Origin of the sequence: Acidovorax sp. 69 (assembly GCF_002797445.1) — a bacterium.
Taxonomy (GTDB): domain Bacteria; phylum Pseudomonadota; class Gammaproteobacteria; order Burkholderiales; family Burkholderiaceae_C; genus Acidovorax.
In genome coordinates this window covers 2,800,244-2,816,012 of record NZ_PGEP01000001.1, presented here as the reverse complement: position 1 = coordinate 2,816,012, position 15,769 = coordinate 2,800,244, and the positions used below count along the sequence as shown (strand labels likewise).

The 15,769-nt window shown below is 64.0% G+C and carries 15 protein-coding genes; 10 read left to right on the top strand and 5 right to left on the bottom strand.

The window, feature by feature from the left end; genetic code table 11:
• Positions 1–158 precede the first annotated feature (158 nt).
• On the top strand, positions 159–617 hold the full coding sequence (locus tag CLU85_RS12865) for an Lrp/AsnC family transcriptional regulator (RefSeq protein ID WP_100410603.1): 459 nt from the start codon (positions 159–161) through the stop codon (positions 615–617).
• Between the two features lie 76 nt (positions 618–693).
• On the opposite strand, the gene CLU85_RS12860 is transcribed toward CLU85_RS12865, so the two are convergent.
• The gene (locus CLU85_RS12860) at positions 694–2,394 is read right to left on the bottom strand and encodes an electron transfer flavoprotein-ubiquinone oxidoreductase (RefSeq protein WP_100410602.1); all 1,701 of its coding nucleotides are present in this window, start codon (positions 2,392–2,394) and stop codon (positions 694–696) included.
• 140 nt (positions 2,395–2,534) lie between these two features.
• Here CLU85_RS12860 and CLU85_RS12855 point away from each other — a divergent pair, with 140 nt between their 5' ends.
• A complete protein-coding gene (locus CLU85_RS12855; protein WP_100410601.1) occupies positions 2,535–3,317 on the top strand; it encodes an SDR family oxidoreductase in 783 nt (260 codons plus the stop codon).
• 21 nt (positions 3,318–3,338) lie between these two features.
• Positions 3,339–3,764 carry a thioesterase family protein gene (locus CLU85_RS12850; protein ID WP_100410600.1) on the top strand — a complete coding sequence of 142 codons (426 nt, stop codon included), beginning with the start codon at positions 3,339–3,341 and terminating at the stop codon, positions 3,762–3,764.
• Between the two features lie 72 nt (positions 3,765–3,836).
• Here the strand turns inward: CLU85_RS12850 and CLU85_RS23000 are convergent, their stop codons facing one another.
• On the bottom strand, positions 3,837–4,235 hold the full coding sequence (locus CLU85_RS23000; RefSeq protein WP_198509187.1) for a hypothetical protein: 399 nt from the start codon (positions 4,233–4,235) through the stop codon (positions 3,837–3,839).
• On the opposite strand from CLU85_RS23000, the gene CLU85_RS12845 reads away from it, so the two are divergent.
• The gene (locus CLU85_RS12845; protein WP_198509186.1) at positions 4,219–7,332 is read left to right on the top strand and encodes an EAL domain-containing protein; all 3,114 of its coding nucleotides are present in this window, start codon (positions 4,219–4,221) and stop codon (positions 7,330–7,332) included. The two genes, CLU85_RS23000 and CLU85_RS12845, sit on opposite strands and share 17 nt — an antisense overlap.
• 129 nt (positions 7,333–7,461) lie before the next feature.
• Here CLU85_RS12845 and CLU85_RS12840 read toward each other — a convergent pair whose 3' ends face one another.
• The 3 genes from CLU85_RS12840 to CLU85_RS12830 all read right to left on the bottom strand — a co-directional run bounded on the left by CLU85_RS12840 (position 7,462) and on the right by CLU85_RS12830 (position 9,645).
• Positions 7,462–8,175, bottom strand: a complete 714-nt coding sequence (locus CLU85_RS12840) for a hypothetical protein (RefSeq protein WP_100410598.1) — start codon at positions 8,173–8,175, stop codon at positions 7,462–7,464.
• An 8-nt stretch (positions 8,176–8,183) separates the two neighbouring features.
• Entirely contained in the window at positions 8,184–8,765 is a 582-nt protein-coding gene (locus tag CLU85_RS12835) for a peroxidase-related enzyme (RefSeq protein ID WP_100410597.1), read from the bottom strand.
• A gap of 64 nt (positions 8,766–8,829) precedes the next feature.
• Positions 8,830–9,645 (bottom strand): IclR family transcriptional regulator, encoded by an 816-nt coding sequence (locus CLU85_RS12830; RefSeq protein ID WP_232727818.1) that lies wholly within the window; start codon positions 9,643–9,645, stop codon positions 8,830–8,832.
• 131 nt (positions 9,646–9,776) lie between these two features.
• On the opposite strand from CLU85_RS12830, the gene CLU85_RS12825 reads away from it, so the two are divergent.
• The 6 genes from CLU85_RS12825 to CLU85_RS12800 all read left to right on the top strand — a co-directional run bounded on the left by CLU85_RS12825 (position 9,777) and on the right by CLU85_RS12800 (position 15,767).
• On the top strand, positions 9,777–10,784 hold the full coding sequence (locus CLU85_RS12825; RefSeq protein WP_100410596.1) for a tripartite tricarboxylate transporter substrate binding protein: 1,008 nt from the start codon (positions 9,777–9,779) through the stop codon (positions 10,782–10,784).
• 181 nt (positions 10,785–10,965) lie between these two features.
• Complete coding sequence (locus CLU85_RS12820) at positions 10,966–11,652, top strand: methyltransferase (protein WP_100410595.1); 687 nt, start codon at positions 10,966–10,968, stop codon at positions 11,650–11,652.
• Positions 11,649–12,602 (top strand): NAD(P)-dependent oxidoreductase, encoded by a 954-nt coding sequence (locus tag CLU85_RS12815; RefSeq protein ID WP_100410594.1) that lies wholly within the window; start codon positions 11,649–11,651, stop codon positions 12,600–12,602. The genes CLU85_RS12820 and CLU85_RS12815 overlap by 4 nt, the downstream gene beginning before the upstream one ends.
• Before the next feature lie 213 nt (positions 12,603–12,815).
• A complete protein-coding gene (locus CLU85_RS12810) occupies positions 12,816–13,760 on the top strand; it encodes a tripartite tricarboxylate transporter substrate binding protein (RefSeq protein ID WP_100410593.1) in 945 nt (314 codons plus the stop codon).
• Positions 13,761–13,771: 11 nt separating this feature from the next.
• Complete coding sequence (locus CLU85_RS12805) at positions 13,772–14,770, top strand: tripartite tricarboxylate transporter substrate binding protein (protein ID WP_100410592.1); 999 nt, start codon at positions 13,772–13,774, stop codon at positions 14,768–14,770.
• A 40-nt stretch (positions 14,771–14,810) separates the two neighbouring features.
• Entirely contained in the window at positions 14,811–15,767 is a 957-nt protein-coding gene (locus tag CLU85_RS12800) for a tripartite tricarboxylate transporter substrate binding protein (RefSeq protein WP_100410591.1), read from the top strand.
• The last annotated feature ends 2 nt before the right edge of the window (positions 15,768–15,769 follow it).

Below are 15,769 nucleotides of genomic sequence, written 5' to 3'. Positions count from 1 at the left end.
CCAGCCGGGGCCTTGTCAGTTCGTTCGCTCCGGTAAGAGCGCCTTGATGTGAGAAGTATGCGCCGCAGGGTGGAGATGGATTTGCTGAAATTGACGCAATTTCCGTAAATTGCAGAATAATTTTCTGTCAATCGATATTGTTGTGAATAATCAGGCCAATGGATCGATTGGATAGAAAAATTCTCGCTGTGCTGCAAGGTAATGCACGGGCCAGCCTGCAAGAGATTGGCCAAGCGGTCGGCCTGAGCCCTTCTCCGTGCTGGGGGCGTATCAAGAAGATGGAAGAGGCAGGGGTGATCCAGGGTTACACCGTGCGTATCAACCCACAGGCGCTGGACCTCGCCGATACCGTGCTGGTGCAGGTCACGCTCGACAGCCACTCTGACAACACGCTCGAAAAGTTTGGCGAAACCCTGGCCAGCATTCCCGAGGTGATCGAGGCGCATCTGGTCTCTGGCGACTATGACTACCTGCTGCGTATCGTGGTGAAAGACACGCGCGATTACGAGCGCCTGTTGCGCGAGAAGCTCTACAAGATCAAGGGCATACGGCACAGCCGTTCCAGCTTTGTGCTGCGCACGCTCAAGAAGGCCGACTTGCCGCTGTTCGCGGGCTAGCTTGCGCCTGGGTTTTCAATAAAAAAGGGCCTGCAGTGCAGGCCCTTCCAACGCTACGCGCTATGATTTTTGATGTTTACATGCCCGCGTAGTTCGGGCCACCGCCGCCCTCGGGTGTGACCCACACGATGTTTTGCGTCGGGTCCTTGATGTCGCAGGTCTTGCAGTGCACGCAGTTCTGCGCATTGATCTGCAGGCGCTGGGCATCGCCGCCCTGGGTGGTGTCTGGCACAAACTCGTACACGCCTGCTGGGCAATAGCGCGCCTCGGGGCCCGCGTACTTCGCCAGGTTGATGTTCACCGGCACGCTCGCGTCCTTGAGCGTCAGATGCGCTGGCTGGTTCTCTTCGTGGTTGGTGTTGCTGATGAACACGCTGGAGAGGCGGTCAAACGTGAGCTTGCCATCGGGCTTGGGATAGACGATGGGCTTGCACTCGGCCGCAGGCTTCAGATACGCGTGGTCGGGCTTGTCGCGGTGCAGCGTCCAGGGAATGTGGCCGCGCAACACGAACTGCTCAAAACCGTTCATGAGCGTGGCGGTGGTCAGACCGTACTTGAACCAGTTCTTGAAGTTGCGGTCCTTGTTCAGCTCGGTGTGCAGCCAGCTCTTTTCAAAGGCTTCGGGGTAGGCCTTGAGTTCGTCATGCTGGCGTCCGGCCACGATCGCGTCATACGCTGCTTCAGCAGCCAGCATGCCGGTCTTGATGGCGGCGTGGCTGCCCTTGATGCGGCCCACGTTCAGGTAGCCGGCGTTGCAGCCCACCAGTGCACCGCCTGGGAACACGGTTTTGGGCAGCGCGTTGATGCCGCTGGCGTTGATGGCGCGCGCGCCGTACGACAGGCGCTTGGCCGTGATCTCGCCTTTTTCGTTTTCGAAGTAGTAGCGGACGTTCGGGTGCGTCTTCCAGCGCTGGAATTCTTCAAACGGGCTGAGGTAAGGGTTGGTGTAGCCCAGGCCGGTCACGAAGCCGACGGCCACCTTGTTGTCTTCCAGGTGGTACAGGAAGGCGCCGCCGTAGGTGTCGTTCTCCATGGGCCAGCCAGCGGTGTGCATCACAAAGCCGGGCTGGTGCTTCTTGGGGTCGATCTCCCACAGCTCTTTCACGCCGATGCCAAAACTCTGCGGGTCGCGGTCTTGGTCAAGTTTGTAGCGTGCGATCAGCTGCTTGCCCAGGTGGCCGCGTGCGCCTTCGGCGAACACGGTGTACTTGCCCAGCAGCTCCATGCCGAGCTGGAAGTTCTCGGTGGGCTCGCCATCCTTGCCGATGCCCATGTTGCCGGTGGCGACACCCTTGACCGAGCCATCGTCGTTGTAGAGCACTTCGGCGGCCGTGAAGCCCGGGAAAATCTCTACACCCAGTGCCTCGGCCTGTTCCCCCAGCCATTTGGTCAGGTTGCCCAGGCTGATGATGTAGTTGCCGTGGTTGTGCGCAAACGGTGGCAGGAACATGTTGGGCACACGGACGCCCGATTTTTCCGACAGGAAGATGTACGCATCGTCGGTGACGGGCTGGTTCAGCGGCGCGCCGCGTTTTTTCCAGTCTGGGATCAGTTCCGTCAGTGCCTTGGGGTCCATGATGGCGCCCGAGAGGACATGTGCGCCGGGTTCAGAGCCTTTTTCGAGCACCACGACCGAGACATCCTGGCCTTTTTCTGCCGCCAGCTGCTTCAAGCGGATGGCGGTGGACAGGCCGCCAGGGCCACCGCCGACGACCACCACGTCGTATTCCATGGATTCGCGGGGGCCATATTGGGCGAGGATTTCTTCGTGGGTCATGAGCGTCTCGTCGGGCGTTTGATAATGGGTGATTGTCTACAGAGCCGGGTGCAATGCCCTGTCTGTCTGGCGACTGATTGTATTCACGGAATATAGACAATCGAACGACCGTTCTATTTTGATCAGTAGGGAGACTCTAAATGGCATACAGCATCGACTTGTCCGGCCGCGTGGCTTTCATCACCGGCGCCTCCAGCGGCCTGGGCGCCCAGTTCGCGCGCACTCTGGCGCGTGCAGGTGCCGGGGTGGTGCTGGCCAGTCGCCGGATCGAGAAACTCAAGGAACTGCGCGCGCGCATCGAAGGCGAGGGCGGGGACGCCCATGTGATTGAACTCGACGTGACAGACCACGACTCCATCAAGTCCGCCGTGGCACATGCCGAGACCGAGATGGGCTCCATTGACATCCTGGTCAACAACTCGGGCGTGAGCACCACGCAGCGCATCCAGGACGTGACGCCCGAGGACTATGACTTCATCTTCGACACCAACGTCAAGGGCGCATTTTTTGTGGCGCAAGAGGTGGGCAAGCGCATGCTGGCCCGCTCGCGCGGTGCGGCGCCGGGCAGCTTCACAGGCGGGCGCATCATCAACATTGCCTCGATGGCGGGGCTCAAGGTGCTGCCGCAGATCGGTGCCTACTGCATGAGCAAGGCGGCGGTGGTGCAGATGACCAAGGCGATGGCGATGGAGTGGGGCAAGTTCGGCATCAATGTGAATGCGATCTGCCCCGGCTACATTGATACCGAGATCAACCACCACCACTGGCAGACCGAACAGGGCCAGAAGCTGGTAGCCATGCTGCCCCGCAAGCGCGTGGGCAGTCCCGAGGACCTCGATGCGCTGTTGATCATGTTGGCCAGTGACCAGAGCCATTTCATCAATGGTGCAGTGATTGCAGCCGACGATGGTTTTGCAGTCTGATCCTCGCGGTGCGACGCACGTATGAAGATCGAAATCCCTGAGATCAAGACGCTGGTCTATGAAATGCGCTTTCCGGTACGCTGGGGCGACATGGATGCGATGGGCCATGTCAACAACACGGTGTACTTCCGTTACCTGGAAACCGCGCGCATTGATTGGATGGTGTCGGTGGGCTGCAACCCCGATCCCACCGGCCAAGGGCCTGTCATCGTCAACGCGTTCTGCAACTTCTACAAGCAGCTCGAATACCCGGCCGATGTGTTGCTCAAGCTCTATGTGAGTGACCCGGGCCGTACCACGTTCGAGACCTGGGGCACGATGGAACGTGCGGACCAACCGGGCGTCATCTGCGCTGCTGGAGGCGCCACCACCATCTGGGTGGACTTTCCGCAGCAAAAGGCTGTGGCGTTGCCCGACTGGATGCGGGCGCTGGTGACTGCCGGCTGACCCTCCGCACTGGCTCCTGAGCCCTTTGGCGGGGGGCGGATTATTGGGGGTATTTGGCCGGTAGCGCCAGTGTCATATGTCTTTATTGCTATCAAAAATATAGTATTTTTTAGTTGACCCCAGCAGTTTTACGGCAGGGTAAAAGGCGATCCCCGGCCAGCGCACAGCACCCGCGCCACTTCGCTGCTTTCCCAGAGGCCCGGCGGTAGCCGACGATCCTGCCCGCCCCTGCACCGCGGCATGGAGCCGTGCGCGCACATCACCGGCCCAATGCAACGCCTTCTCTTTCACCCCCTCGTTCTTTTTGTTACCTGTTAGGATGGTTTGGGTGAGGAAAGAAGAACACGAATAAAGCCGGGGAGGGGGTTTCCAACACCGCACCGACGTGCTGTTTTGTGCTTTCTGAATGAATTCAACCATCCAAGCAAGCGCGGCTGCCAGCAGCATCAACAAGGTGATCAATCTGGTCATTGCGTCGGTTCTCTTCATGGTTGGCCTGTACGCCTTTGACGAATGGGGACAGGTCAAAGATCGTGAAGAACAGCACATGCAGTCCAACCTGGTGCTCCTGACGCGGACGCTGGACACCTTCTTTCTCTCCAAACGCGCGGGCATGCTCGGCCTGGCCGAGACCATCGCGATTTCGCCTGGTGGCATCGACAACCTGGCCCAGGTGCAGCAACTGCTGGCGGACTACCGTCAGCACCGCCCTGAAGTCAGCCAAATCTACGTGAGCGACATGAATGGCCAGTTGCTGGCCTCATCCCACACGCCAAGTCTGCGTGGGTTGCCCAGCCTGGCGGACCAACCCAGCTTTCAGGATTTTTTGCGTGATGCTCAGGCCGCACGCGACATCTACCTGGGCCGCCCGCAGCGGGATGCGCTGAACCCGGATTGGGTGTTCACCCTGCGCTATGTACTGCGCGACCCGCAGGGCCAGGCCCGGGCGGTGTTGACCGATGTGTTCCCCGTCGATTTTCTGGAGTCGCTCTGGAAAGACGCGCCGCTGGTGCAGCAGCTGACGGTGGGCGTGCTGCGTGACGATGGCTACCTGATGACCCGGTACCCCGTGCCCGCCGCAGTCACCAAGGATGAGGTGTACGGCACGCGCCGCGCCGGGGCACTCAGCCGGTATCTGACCGAGCAACAGTTCCCGGTGCAAGGGCGGGTGGAAGGGCCTAATGCACTGCTGAATGGGCAGAACTTCATCAATCTGTTCCATCGGCTCGACAAGTTTCCGGTGACGGTGTTTGTGGGGCAGTCCGAGCGCCGGTTCTGGCAGGTGTGGGCCCGCAGCATCGACACCCCCCTGGCGCTGACCGCGCTGCTGCTGGCGTTCATCAAGTTTGTGTCTCTGCGCTTGGCCCGTCGCGAGAGCGAAGCCGAAGAGCAAAGGCGGGTGGTGGAACAAGTGCTGCGCGACAGCGAAACCGAGCAGCGCTCGCTCATCGACAACCTGATGACCGGCCTGGTCATCCACGATGCGACGGGCGCCGTGGTGCGGTGCAACGCCGAGGCCAGCAACCTCCTGGGTCTGAGCTTTGAGCAGATGACCGGCAAGCAGCTGATTGACCCGGCCTGGTCCTTTGTGAGTGAGGAGGGGGCTGTCATGCCGGTCTCCGACTACCCCGCCTCGCGGGTGCTTGCGACCCGTGAACCCGTCAAGGGGTCGGTCGTGGGCATCGTCCACTCCAAAGATGCGGATATCTGCTGGGTGCTGTGCCGAGCAGACCCCTGGCTCAAGCCAGGTGGAGAGATTGACAAGATCGTGGTCACGTTTGTCGATATCACCATGCGGCGCAAGCTGACATACCAGTTGCAGGACCGCGAACTCAAGTTCAAGGCGCTGTTTGATAACAGCATGGATGCCGTGTTGCTGACCTCGCCCGACGGCACGGTGCTGGCTGTGAATCAGGCAGCTTGCCGACTGTTCGGATTGAGCGAGGCGGAAATCATCACCCGTGGACGCACCGGTCTGGCGGACCCCACCGACTCCAGGTTGCAGGAGTTGTTGATTCAGCGCGCAAGACAGGGTCAGGCCGCTGGGTTGCTGACCATGGTGCGTGGCGATGGCAGCCACTTCACCGCCGAGATCAGCTCCAGCATCTATGGGGACAGTGAGGGCCGCCAATACAGCAGCATGATCGTGCGCGACATCACAGAGCGCTTGCGCAGCCAGGCCGAGCTGGAGGCCGCCAACGCGCAAATGCGCCGCATCAACGAGCAGTTGGCCGAGGTGGCGCACTTTGACATGCTGACGCGTCTGCCCAACCGCGTGCTGCTGGCTGACCGGCTGCAGCAGGCCATGGCACATTGCGTGCGCCGCAACAAGTCGCTGGCGGTGGCCTTTCTGGACCTGGACGGCTTCAAGGACATCAACGACCGCTACGGCCATGCGGCGGGCGACGAGTTTCTGGTGGCGATTGCCAAGCGTCTGCGGTCGGCGCTGCGCGATGGCGACACGCTGGCGCGCATTGGCGGGGACGAGTTTGTAGCCGTCATGACCGACCTGACGGCCGAGCACGACTGCGAGCCCTTGCTGTTGCGGCTGTTGCAGCTGGCGGCCGAGCCGTTGCAGATAAGCGGGCAGTCCCTGCAGGTGTCTGCCAGCATCGGCGTCACCATCTACCCGCAGGATGGTTCCAGTTCGGAGCAGCTCATCCGCCATGCCGATCAGGCCATGTACCTGGCCAAGCAGGCGGGCAAGAACCGGTTCCACCTGTTTGATGTGGCCAGCGATGCGGCCATCCGGATCAAGCGCGAGAGCCTGGAGCAGATTGCCACCGCCATTGCGCAGCGGGAGCTGGTGCTGTACTACCAGCCGCAGGTCAACATGCAGACAGGCGAGGTGGTGGGCATGGAGGCGCTGATCCGATGGCTGCATCCGCAGCGCGGCCTGCTGGCGCCCAGCCAGTTTTTGCCGGTCATCGAAGACCACGACATGGCGATTGCGATTGGCGAGCGGGTGCTGGACATGGCCTTGTCGCAAATGGCGCAGTGGCTGGAGGCGGGGCTGCGCATGCCAGTCAGCGTCAACGTGTTCTCCAGGCAGCTGCAGCAGGATGACTTTGTCCACAAGCTGCGCCAGGCGCTGGAGGCGCACCCCTCGGTGCCTTCGTCGGCGCTGGAGCTGGAGATTGTGGAGACCAGCGCATTGCAGGACATGGCCCAGGTGTCAGGCCTGATGCATGCGTGCGCTGAACTGGGCGTGCGCTTTGCCCTGGACGATTTCGGGACGGGCTATTCATCGCTGACCTACCTGAAAAAACTGCCCGCCGAGCTGCTCAAGATCGACCAGAGCTTTGTGCGCGACATGCTCGAAGACCGCGATGACCTGGCCATTGTGCAAGGCGTGGTGGGCCTGTCCAAGGCGTTCAACCGCAAGGTGATTGCCGAGGGCGTGGAGACCGTGGCCCACGGCCGCAAGCTGCTGGCCATGGGCTGTGTGCTGGGCCAGGGCTATGGCATTGCGCGGCCCATGCCTGCGCAGCAGGTGCCGGGCTGGCTGGACCAGTGGCGAGCGCAGCAACCCTGGGTGCCACAAGACGATGCCGGCTTGCCAGTCTGAGGCGCCGCGGCTTGTCGGCCAGGCGTTGTGCCATGTCCATGGACAGATCAAGCACCCGGTCAACGTGATACCCCGTTCTGCGTGAGCAACGCGGGCCTCGCCAGGTCCTCGACCGCAGGGTCACTCCCGTCAACCGGGGGGCAGGGCCACACAGTGCGTCAGCGGCATTCCACGCGCCTCGGAGGCGCCGAGCAGCAGCAGGCGCTGCAGCTCTGGCAAGTAGCGGATGGCTGTCTGCGGCGCGCTGTAGCCGTTGGCGTTGTTCAGGCGTTCTTGCATGCGCAGCACAAGACGGCTGGGCAGGTGTTCGATGCTGAGCGTGCGCACACCCGTGTAGAACGTGGTGTCGATCGTGCCTTCGGTGCCAAAGAAGCCGCCACCCACCCGCGCTGCGCGGCGACGGCCGTCGAAGGCCGTGGTGATGCGCAGTTTTCCGTCACGGCTGGTACAGCTGCCCTCGAAGGCGGCAGCGCATTCCATAGGAAGAGGATTCTTTTGCACCAGCACTGCCTGCACCGCAGGGGTGTGCAGAAGTGCGGTGGGTACTGGCTCCAGACGCACGCAATCTGCGGTAGTTACCACTTGCCAGGCCGTAGCACCCGGCGAGTCGGGGATTGGCAGGCGTGAGCCCACAACGCCTGCACCCAGGTAGTAAGTGGGCGTCGCCCCAGTGCTGGGCTCTTCGCGAAAGAGGGAGGCGTACCACAACGGCGACAACGCGCCAGCGGGTACGGTCACAGGCAAAGGGTGAATGGGCAGTGTGCCCTCCGGCGGCCCAAACCCTGCGGCCTGCACCACAGGGGCGGCCAGCACCCAAAGCCAGATCGTTGCTGCGGCGTGCATGGTATCGATCAGGCCGCAGGCTTGGCCTTGGGTACACGCCCCATCAGATAGAACTCTGGATTGGGCTGCATGCCTGCAAAGCTGGCCATGCGGTTGGACAGGCCGAAAAACGCCGTGATGGCAGCGATGTCCCAGATGTCCTCGTCATCGAAACCATGGGGGTGCAGGGCCTCGAAATCCGCGTCGTCGATCTCGTGGGCGTTCTGGCACACCTTCATCGCGAAGTCGAGCATGGCCCGCTCTCTCGGGCTGATATCCGCCTTAAGGTAGTTCACTGCCACCTGGTCGGCTATGAACGGCTTCTTCTCGTAGATGCGCAAGATGGCGCCATGTGCCACCACGCAATACAGGCACTGATTGGCCGCGCTGGTGGTGGTGACGATCATCTCGCGCTCGCCCTTGGTCAGGCTGCCATCCTCCTTGAGCATGAGCGCATCGTGGTACGCAAAGAAGGCGCGCCATTCGGCTGGGCGGCGGGCAAATGCGAGGAACACGTTGGGGATGAAACCCGCTTTTTCTTGCACTTCCACAATTCGCGTGCGGATGTCGTCGGGCAGGGTGTTGAGGTCTGGAAAAGGGTAGCGGCTCACTTCGGTCTCCTGGGGCTTGTGGTTGTCTGACGGCTTGTGGGTATGCCAGTGGTGTTGCGATGTATCACGGATGCCATTGGGTGGCGCGCACCGGGCTCTGTGGTGGTGCGCCGGTGTTGCCTGCCAGCGCGTAGGACAGGCGGGTGGCTGCGGCCACCACCGTCTGCGCGAGCGCCTCCAGCTTGTCGGCGGGCAGGCGCGATGCGGGCCCTGAGATACATACCGACCCCATCAGCCGCCAGTGCATCCCGAACACTGGCGCCGACACGGTGGCTACGCCCTGTTCGCGCTCGCCAATGGACCAGTGGTAACCCTTCTTGCGAATCTCTTCGTACGCCTTGCCCGGCTCGCCGGAGAAAGCCAGGATCACGCGGCCCGGCGAGCCTTTGTCCAACGGCAGGCCTTCGCCCATGCGCGCATGGTGGCGCAGGGCCTGCGGGCCTTCCACGCGCACGAGGCAGGTGCGCACCTGGCCCTCGCGCACATAGAAAGCGGCGCTCTCGCCGGTGGCGTGCGTGAGTTCGCGCAGCGCGGGTTCCAGCACGTTCTGCACGTCAAACCCTGCCTGGTAGCGCGCGCCCAGCCAGCCCGCAGCGGGGCCCAGGCGCCAGTCACCGTCCTCGCGCTGCACCATGAAGCCCGACTGCGCGAGCGTGCGCGCGAGCCGCAGCACGGTGGTCTTGTGCAGGCCGCAGCGGCGGCTCAGCTCGGCCAGCGGCAGACTTGATTCGCCCAGTGCAAAGGCCTCCAGCACCTGCAGTGCGCGTGTGACGGCGATCACCCCACCGGTGTCCTTGGTGGCCGTTGCGGCGGCAGCGCCGGGGGGCTCCGGGGCCTTGGGCAGGGCGGGATGCAGGGTTTGGGCGGGGCGGTTGCTCATGGTGCAATTCGTTTCATTGTGTGCAACTGCATTGTATGGGTTGAAACGGTTGCGTAAAGTCGCTCCCACGGCGCCGGGCTTGAACACTCTTGCACAACGGCGTGACGAACCACCATAACGGAGACAAATCCATGCCAGTGCTTTCATCGTTTTCGCGTTCAATGGGCGCACAGCTGTGCGCTGCCCTCCTGGGCCTTGCCTCGGCGGCCCTGCCCATCGGCGCCGCCCTGGCGCAGGCCGCATACCCCCACAAACCCATCCGGCTCATCGTGCCGTTCCCGCCCGGCGGCGGTACCGACATGATTGCGCGCACGGTGGCGCAAAAGCTCACCGACCAGCACAAGTGGAGCGTGATCGTGGACAACCGGCCTGGCGCGGGTGGCAACCTGGGCGTGGATGCGGCGGCCAAGTCGGCCCCCGACGGCTACACGCTGGTGATGGGCCAGACCAGCAACCTGGCCATCAACCCCTCGCTCTACGCCAAGCTGCCCTACGACCCTATCAAGGACCTGGTGCCCGTGGCGCTGGTGTCGTCCTCGCCCATCGTGATGGCGGCACCCGCGAACTCGCGCTTCAACACCTTTGCCGATGTGGTGGCTGCGTCCAAGGGCAAGCCCGACGCCCTCACGCTGGGCTATTCAGGCAACGGCACTGTGGCCCATTTGGCGGGCGAGCTGGCCGAAAACGCCGCAGGCATCCAGCTGCGCCACATCCCCTACAAGGGCGCGGCGCAAGCCATGACGGACCTCGTGGGTGGGCAGATCGATTTGTACATGTCTTCGGTGCCCACGCTGCTGGGGCAGGTGCGTAACGGCAAGCTCAAAGTGCTGGCCATCACCTCGGCCAAACGCTCATCGCAATTGCCTGACGTGCCCACATTGGCGGAATCGGGCTACAAGGGCTTTGAGGCCGTGACCTGGTTTGGCATCCTGGCTCCGGCCGGCACGCCCGCGCCCATCGTGGCGCAGCTCAACAAGGCCATCAACCAGGCGTTGCAGCAGGCCGATGTGGCCGACAAGCTCAAGTCGGAAGGTGGCGATGTGCTGGGCGGCACGCCCGAGCAGTTCGGCACGCTGCTGCGCGCCGAGGTGCCGCGCTGGGCCAAGATCGTCAAGGACTCGGGCGCCAGCCTGGACTGACACAGCCGCCAGGGGGGGCGGCTCGCTCGGCGCGCTTGCCTCCGCCTTTTTTCATCCACCGCGTTCTTTGCCGCTTTTTGGGGCCGGCAGCGCCGCTGCATGGGCCCTTTGGAAGCCCCCGTCCATTCGTTGGCATCGATCTGGTGCGCCGTCTCCCGCTTTCTTTATCAAGGATTCCCCCATGAGCCAACTCCCCGAAATCATCCGCAGCATCGACCGTGTGAGTGCCGACGTGGTGCAAAAAGCCGCCACCTACCAGGCCGCCATCCTGGCCGACGTGGCAGGCCGCCGCGGCACCATGCATGGCCGCGTGGCGCCTGTGCACCAGAGCATGAAGGTGGCCGGCCCCGCCTTCACCGTGGAAGTGCGCCCCGGCGACAACCTCATGATCCACGCCGCCATCGCTCTGGCCCAGCCGGGCGATGTGCTGGTGATTGACGGCAAGGGCGACCAGACTGCCGCGCTGATGGGCACGCTGATGCTCAGCGCCTGCAAGAAGCGCGGTCTGGCGGGTGTGATCGTGGACGCCGCCATCCGCGACAAGCTGGAAATTCTGGAGCTGGACTTCCCCGTGTTCAGCGCGGGCTTCAACCCCGCAGGGCCCACCAAGTACGTGCCCGGCCGCATCAACCACCCCATCAGCGCCGGTGGCGCCGTGGTGAATGCGGGTGACCTGGTGGTGGGCGACGCCGATGGCGTGGTCGTCATCGAGCGCGAAAAAGCCCCCGCGCTGCTGGTCCTGGCCGACAAGAAGGTGGCCGACGAAGCCGCCCGCATCGAAGCCATTGCCCGTGGTGACACTGCATCGAAATGGCTGCCCGCCGCCTTGCGCGCTGCGGGCGTACTGAAGGAAGGGGAATCGCTGTGACCCCAACCATCATCGTGACGGGCGCCGACCTGGCGCAACAAGCCCTCGACTTGCTCACAGGCTACGAGATCGTCTACGCAGGCAAGACACCCACCGAAGACGACATGGTGGCCCTGTGCCAGCGCCACAACCCGGTGGCCATCATCGTGCGCTACGGCAAGGTGGGCGCTGCGGTGATGGACGCGGCCCCCGCGCTCCGAGTCATCTCCAAGCATGGCAGCGGCACTGACACCATCGACAAGGTGGCCGCCCAGGCCCGTGGCATTGAGGTGGTGGCCGCCGTGGGCGCCAACGCCGCCGCCGTGGCCGAGCAGGCCCTGGCGCTGCTGCTGGCCTGCGCCAAGTCGGTGGTGCAACTCGATGCGCGCATGCACGCTGGCCACTGGGACAAGGCCACGCACAAGAGCCTGGAGCTGGGCGGCCGCACTGTGGGCCTGGTAGGCCTGGGCGCCATTGGCCTGCGCTTTGCCAAGATGGCCGACGCCCTGGGCATGCGCGTCATCGGCTTCGATCCGTTTGCCAAAAACCTGCCCGCGTACGTGCAGGCGGTGGACCTGGAAACGATATGGCGCGAATCCGATGCTGTGTCTTTGCACTGCCCGCTGACCGACGACAACCGCAACCTGCTGAACGCCGCCACGCTGGCGCAATGCAAGCGCGGCGTGATCGTGGTGAACACGGCACGCGGCGGCCTGATCGACGAGGCCGCGCTGCTGGCCGCCGTGCGCTCGGGCCAGGTCATGGCGGCCGGGCTCGACAGCTTTGCGGTGGAGCCCATGGCGGCGGGCCACCCCTTCCAGGGCGAGAAGCACTTCGTCCTTAGCCCCCACATCGGCGGCGTGACGAGCGATGCCTACGTGAACATGGGCGTGGGCGCTGCCCAGAACCTGCTGGCCGTGCTGGCGCGCGTTCCGGTCGCCGCTGTCGCGGCTGAAACGGCGGGAGCCTAGGTAGCGCGATACCGAGTGAACGAACACATGAAGCAGGGCAGGGCACACCAGCGTTGTGTGCCCGCCTTGCCGGGCCTGGTGTCCGCACCGACCTGTGCCAGAACCAACGGCTGCGGCCCCCGCAGCCCCTATCAGGAGACAATCCCCATGAACAGAGGTTTCAAGCCAAAACGGCCTGCAGCGCTTTTTGGAAAAGCGCTGACAGCTATATTTATGATAGCAATAGGTGTGGCGACTGCAATGCCCGCGCAGGCGCAGGCGACCTGGCCCGACAAGCCCCTCAAGCTCGTCGTGCCCTACCCGGCCGGTGGCAATGCCGACAACACTGCACGCCTGCTGGCCACGCAACTGGGCCAGCGCCTGGGCCAGCCGGTGGTGGTGGACAACCGCCCCGGTGGCAGCGGCACCATTGGCGCGGCGGCAGTGGCCAAGGCCCCGGCTGATGGCTACACGCTGCTGCTCGATGCCACGGCCTTCACCGTCAACCCCAGCCTGTTCCCCAAGCTGCCGTTTGATGCGGTCAAGGACTTTGCACCCATCTCGCTGGTGCTGCAGGTGCCGCTGCTCATGGTCGTGCCCGCTAACTCGCCCTTCCAGTCGGTGGCTGATTTGGCCAAGGCCGCCAGGGCACGGCCCGGCCACCTCACCTACGCATCGGCGGGCAACGGCGGCGCGCAGCACCTGGCGGGCGAGCTGTTCAAGCAGGGGCAGAAGGTGGCGATCACCCACATCCCCTACCGGGGCGGCGCCCCGGCGCTCACCGACTTGATCGGCGGGCAGGTGGACGTGATGTTCAGCGCCACCACAGCCAGCGGCCCGTTTGTGAAAAGCGGCAAGCTGCGCGCACTGGCAGTGACCTCGCCGCGCCGTGTGGAAGGCTGGGAGCAGGTGCCTACCGTGGCTGAATCAGGACTGCCGCATTTTCAGGTGAGCGAGTGGAACGGCTTGCTGGCTCCCGCTGGCACGCCACGCCCAGTGCTGGAGCGGCTGGAGGCAGAAACCCGCGCCATCGTCGCCAGCCCCGAGATGAAAAAGCGCTTTGCCGAACTGGGCGTGCAGGGTGTGGGCTCCAGCGCGCAGGAGTTCAGCGCTTTCTTGAAAACCGAAACCGCCAAGTGGGCCGAGGTGATTCGCACCAGCGGTATCCGCGTGGACTGAAGGAGTTGACGATGTTTCAACAAAAACCGCCTGTAGCGCATATTTTTAAAGCGCTGACAGCTATTGCATTGATAGCGTCTGGTGCGGGTTGGGCACAAACCAACGCCATGGCCTACCCCCACAAGCCCGTGAAGCTGGTCGTTGGCTTTGCCGCCGGTGGCCCCACCGATGTAGTGGCGCGCGCCTTTGCCGACCATGCCAGCAAGGCGCTGGGCCAGCCCTTCATCATCGACAACAAGCCGGGCGCGGGCACCATCATTGCTGCCCAGGCCGTGGCCAGCGCCCCGGCCGATGGCTACACGCTGCTGTTTGGTGCCACCAACCACACCATGATTCCGGCGCTGTACCAGGGCCGCGTCAAGTTCGATGCGGTGAAGTCCTTCCGCCCCCTGTGCACGGTGGCCAGCAGCCCCACGGTGCTGGTGGTGGCCCCCAGCCTGCCTGTGAAGACGCTGGCCGACTACCTGGGCAAAGCCCGCGCAGAGCCCGGCCGCGTGACGGCGGGCACCGCCGGGGTGGGCAGCTCGGGCCACTTTGCGACCGAGGTGTTTGCCCGCGCCCAGGGCCTGCAGCTCAACCATGTGCCCTACAAGGGCGCCGCGCCGGTGGTGACGGACCTGATGGGCGGCCAGCTCGACAGCTCCTTCGCCACTTTGGGTTCGGTGCTGCCGCAGATCCGCAGTGGCAAGCTGCGCGCGCTGGCAGTGGGCGCGCCCCAGCGCTCGGCCCTGGTGCCCGATGTACCCACGTTTGCCGAAGCGGGTGGTGGCAACTACGCTGCCGACGTGTGGTACGGCGTGCTGGCCCCTGCGGGCTTGCCCGAGCCCATCGCCCAGGCGCTGGAGCGTGCCGCCGCCGACTTTGCCAAGAGCGAATCGGCCGCCGACAAGCTGCGCGGCCTGGGGATGGATGCCGAATCGGTGTGTGGCAATACCTTTGCGACCCGTGTGGCCCGCGAAGCTGCGACGTATAGCCAGATTGCCAAAGCGCTCGATCTCAAAGCAGATTGAGCCGCCCTGTTGTAGAACCTAGAACTGATTGGAGACACGCATGTTTCGCTTCCTCAAACCCCTGATCGCCGCCTGCGCCCTGGCCGCTGGCGTGGCCCACGCCGCCTTCCCCGAGCGGCCCATCACCATCGTCGTGCCCTACGCCCCCGGTGGCGCGGCCGATGCCGTGGCCCGTGTGGTCGCCACCCGCCTGGGCGCCAAGCTCGGCGGCAGCGTGATCGTGGACAACAAGGCCGGGGCCAGCGGCACCATCGGTGCGAGCTTTGTGGCCAAGGCATCGGCGGACGGCTACACCCTGCTGTACGACGCCACGCCGTATTCCATCAACCCCCACCTGTTCCCCAAGATGCCGTATGCCGCCAACGCGCTGCAGCCGCTGTCGCTGGTGCTGCTGGCGCCCAATGTGCTCATCGTGAAGGCCGATGCACCCTACAAAAACGTGGGCGAGCTGATTGCCAAGGCCAAGGCGCAGCCGGGCAAGATCAACTTTGCCTCGGGCGGAAGCGGCACGGTGCAGCGCCTGGCCGCCGAGCTGATGGCCCAGAGGCTGGGCCTGGACATGGTGCACGTGCCCTACAAGAGCGGCGGCCCGGCCATCACCGACGTGATCGCGGGCCAGGTGGACTTCATGTTCGGCACCGTGGCCGCCACTTACCCGCATGTGGCGGGCGGCAAGCTGCGTGCGTTGGCCGTGTCGGCGCCTGAGCGCTCCAAGCGCCTGCCCGATGTGCCCACCGTGGCCGAGGCGGCCATTCCGGGCTACGAAGCGTATGAATGGAACGGTATTTTTCTGCCTGCGGGCGTACCTGCCGACGTGGCCACCAAACTGCAGCAGGCCCTGCAAGAGGTGCTGAAGGAGGACGAAGTGAAGCAGCGCCTGGCCGACCTGGGGGCCCAGCCCATCGGATCCGCACCCGCTGAATTTGCTACGTTTCTCAAAAAGGAAGACGCGAAGTGGGGCGAGGTGGTGCGCAAGGGCCATATCAAACTGGACTGAGC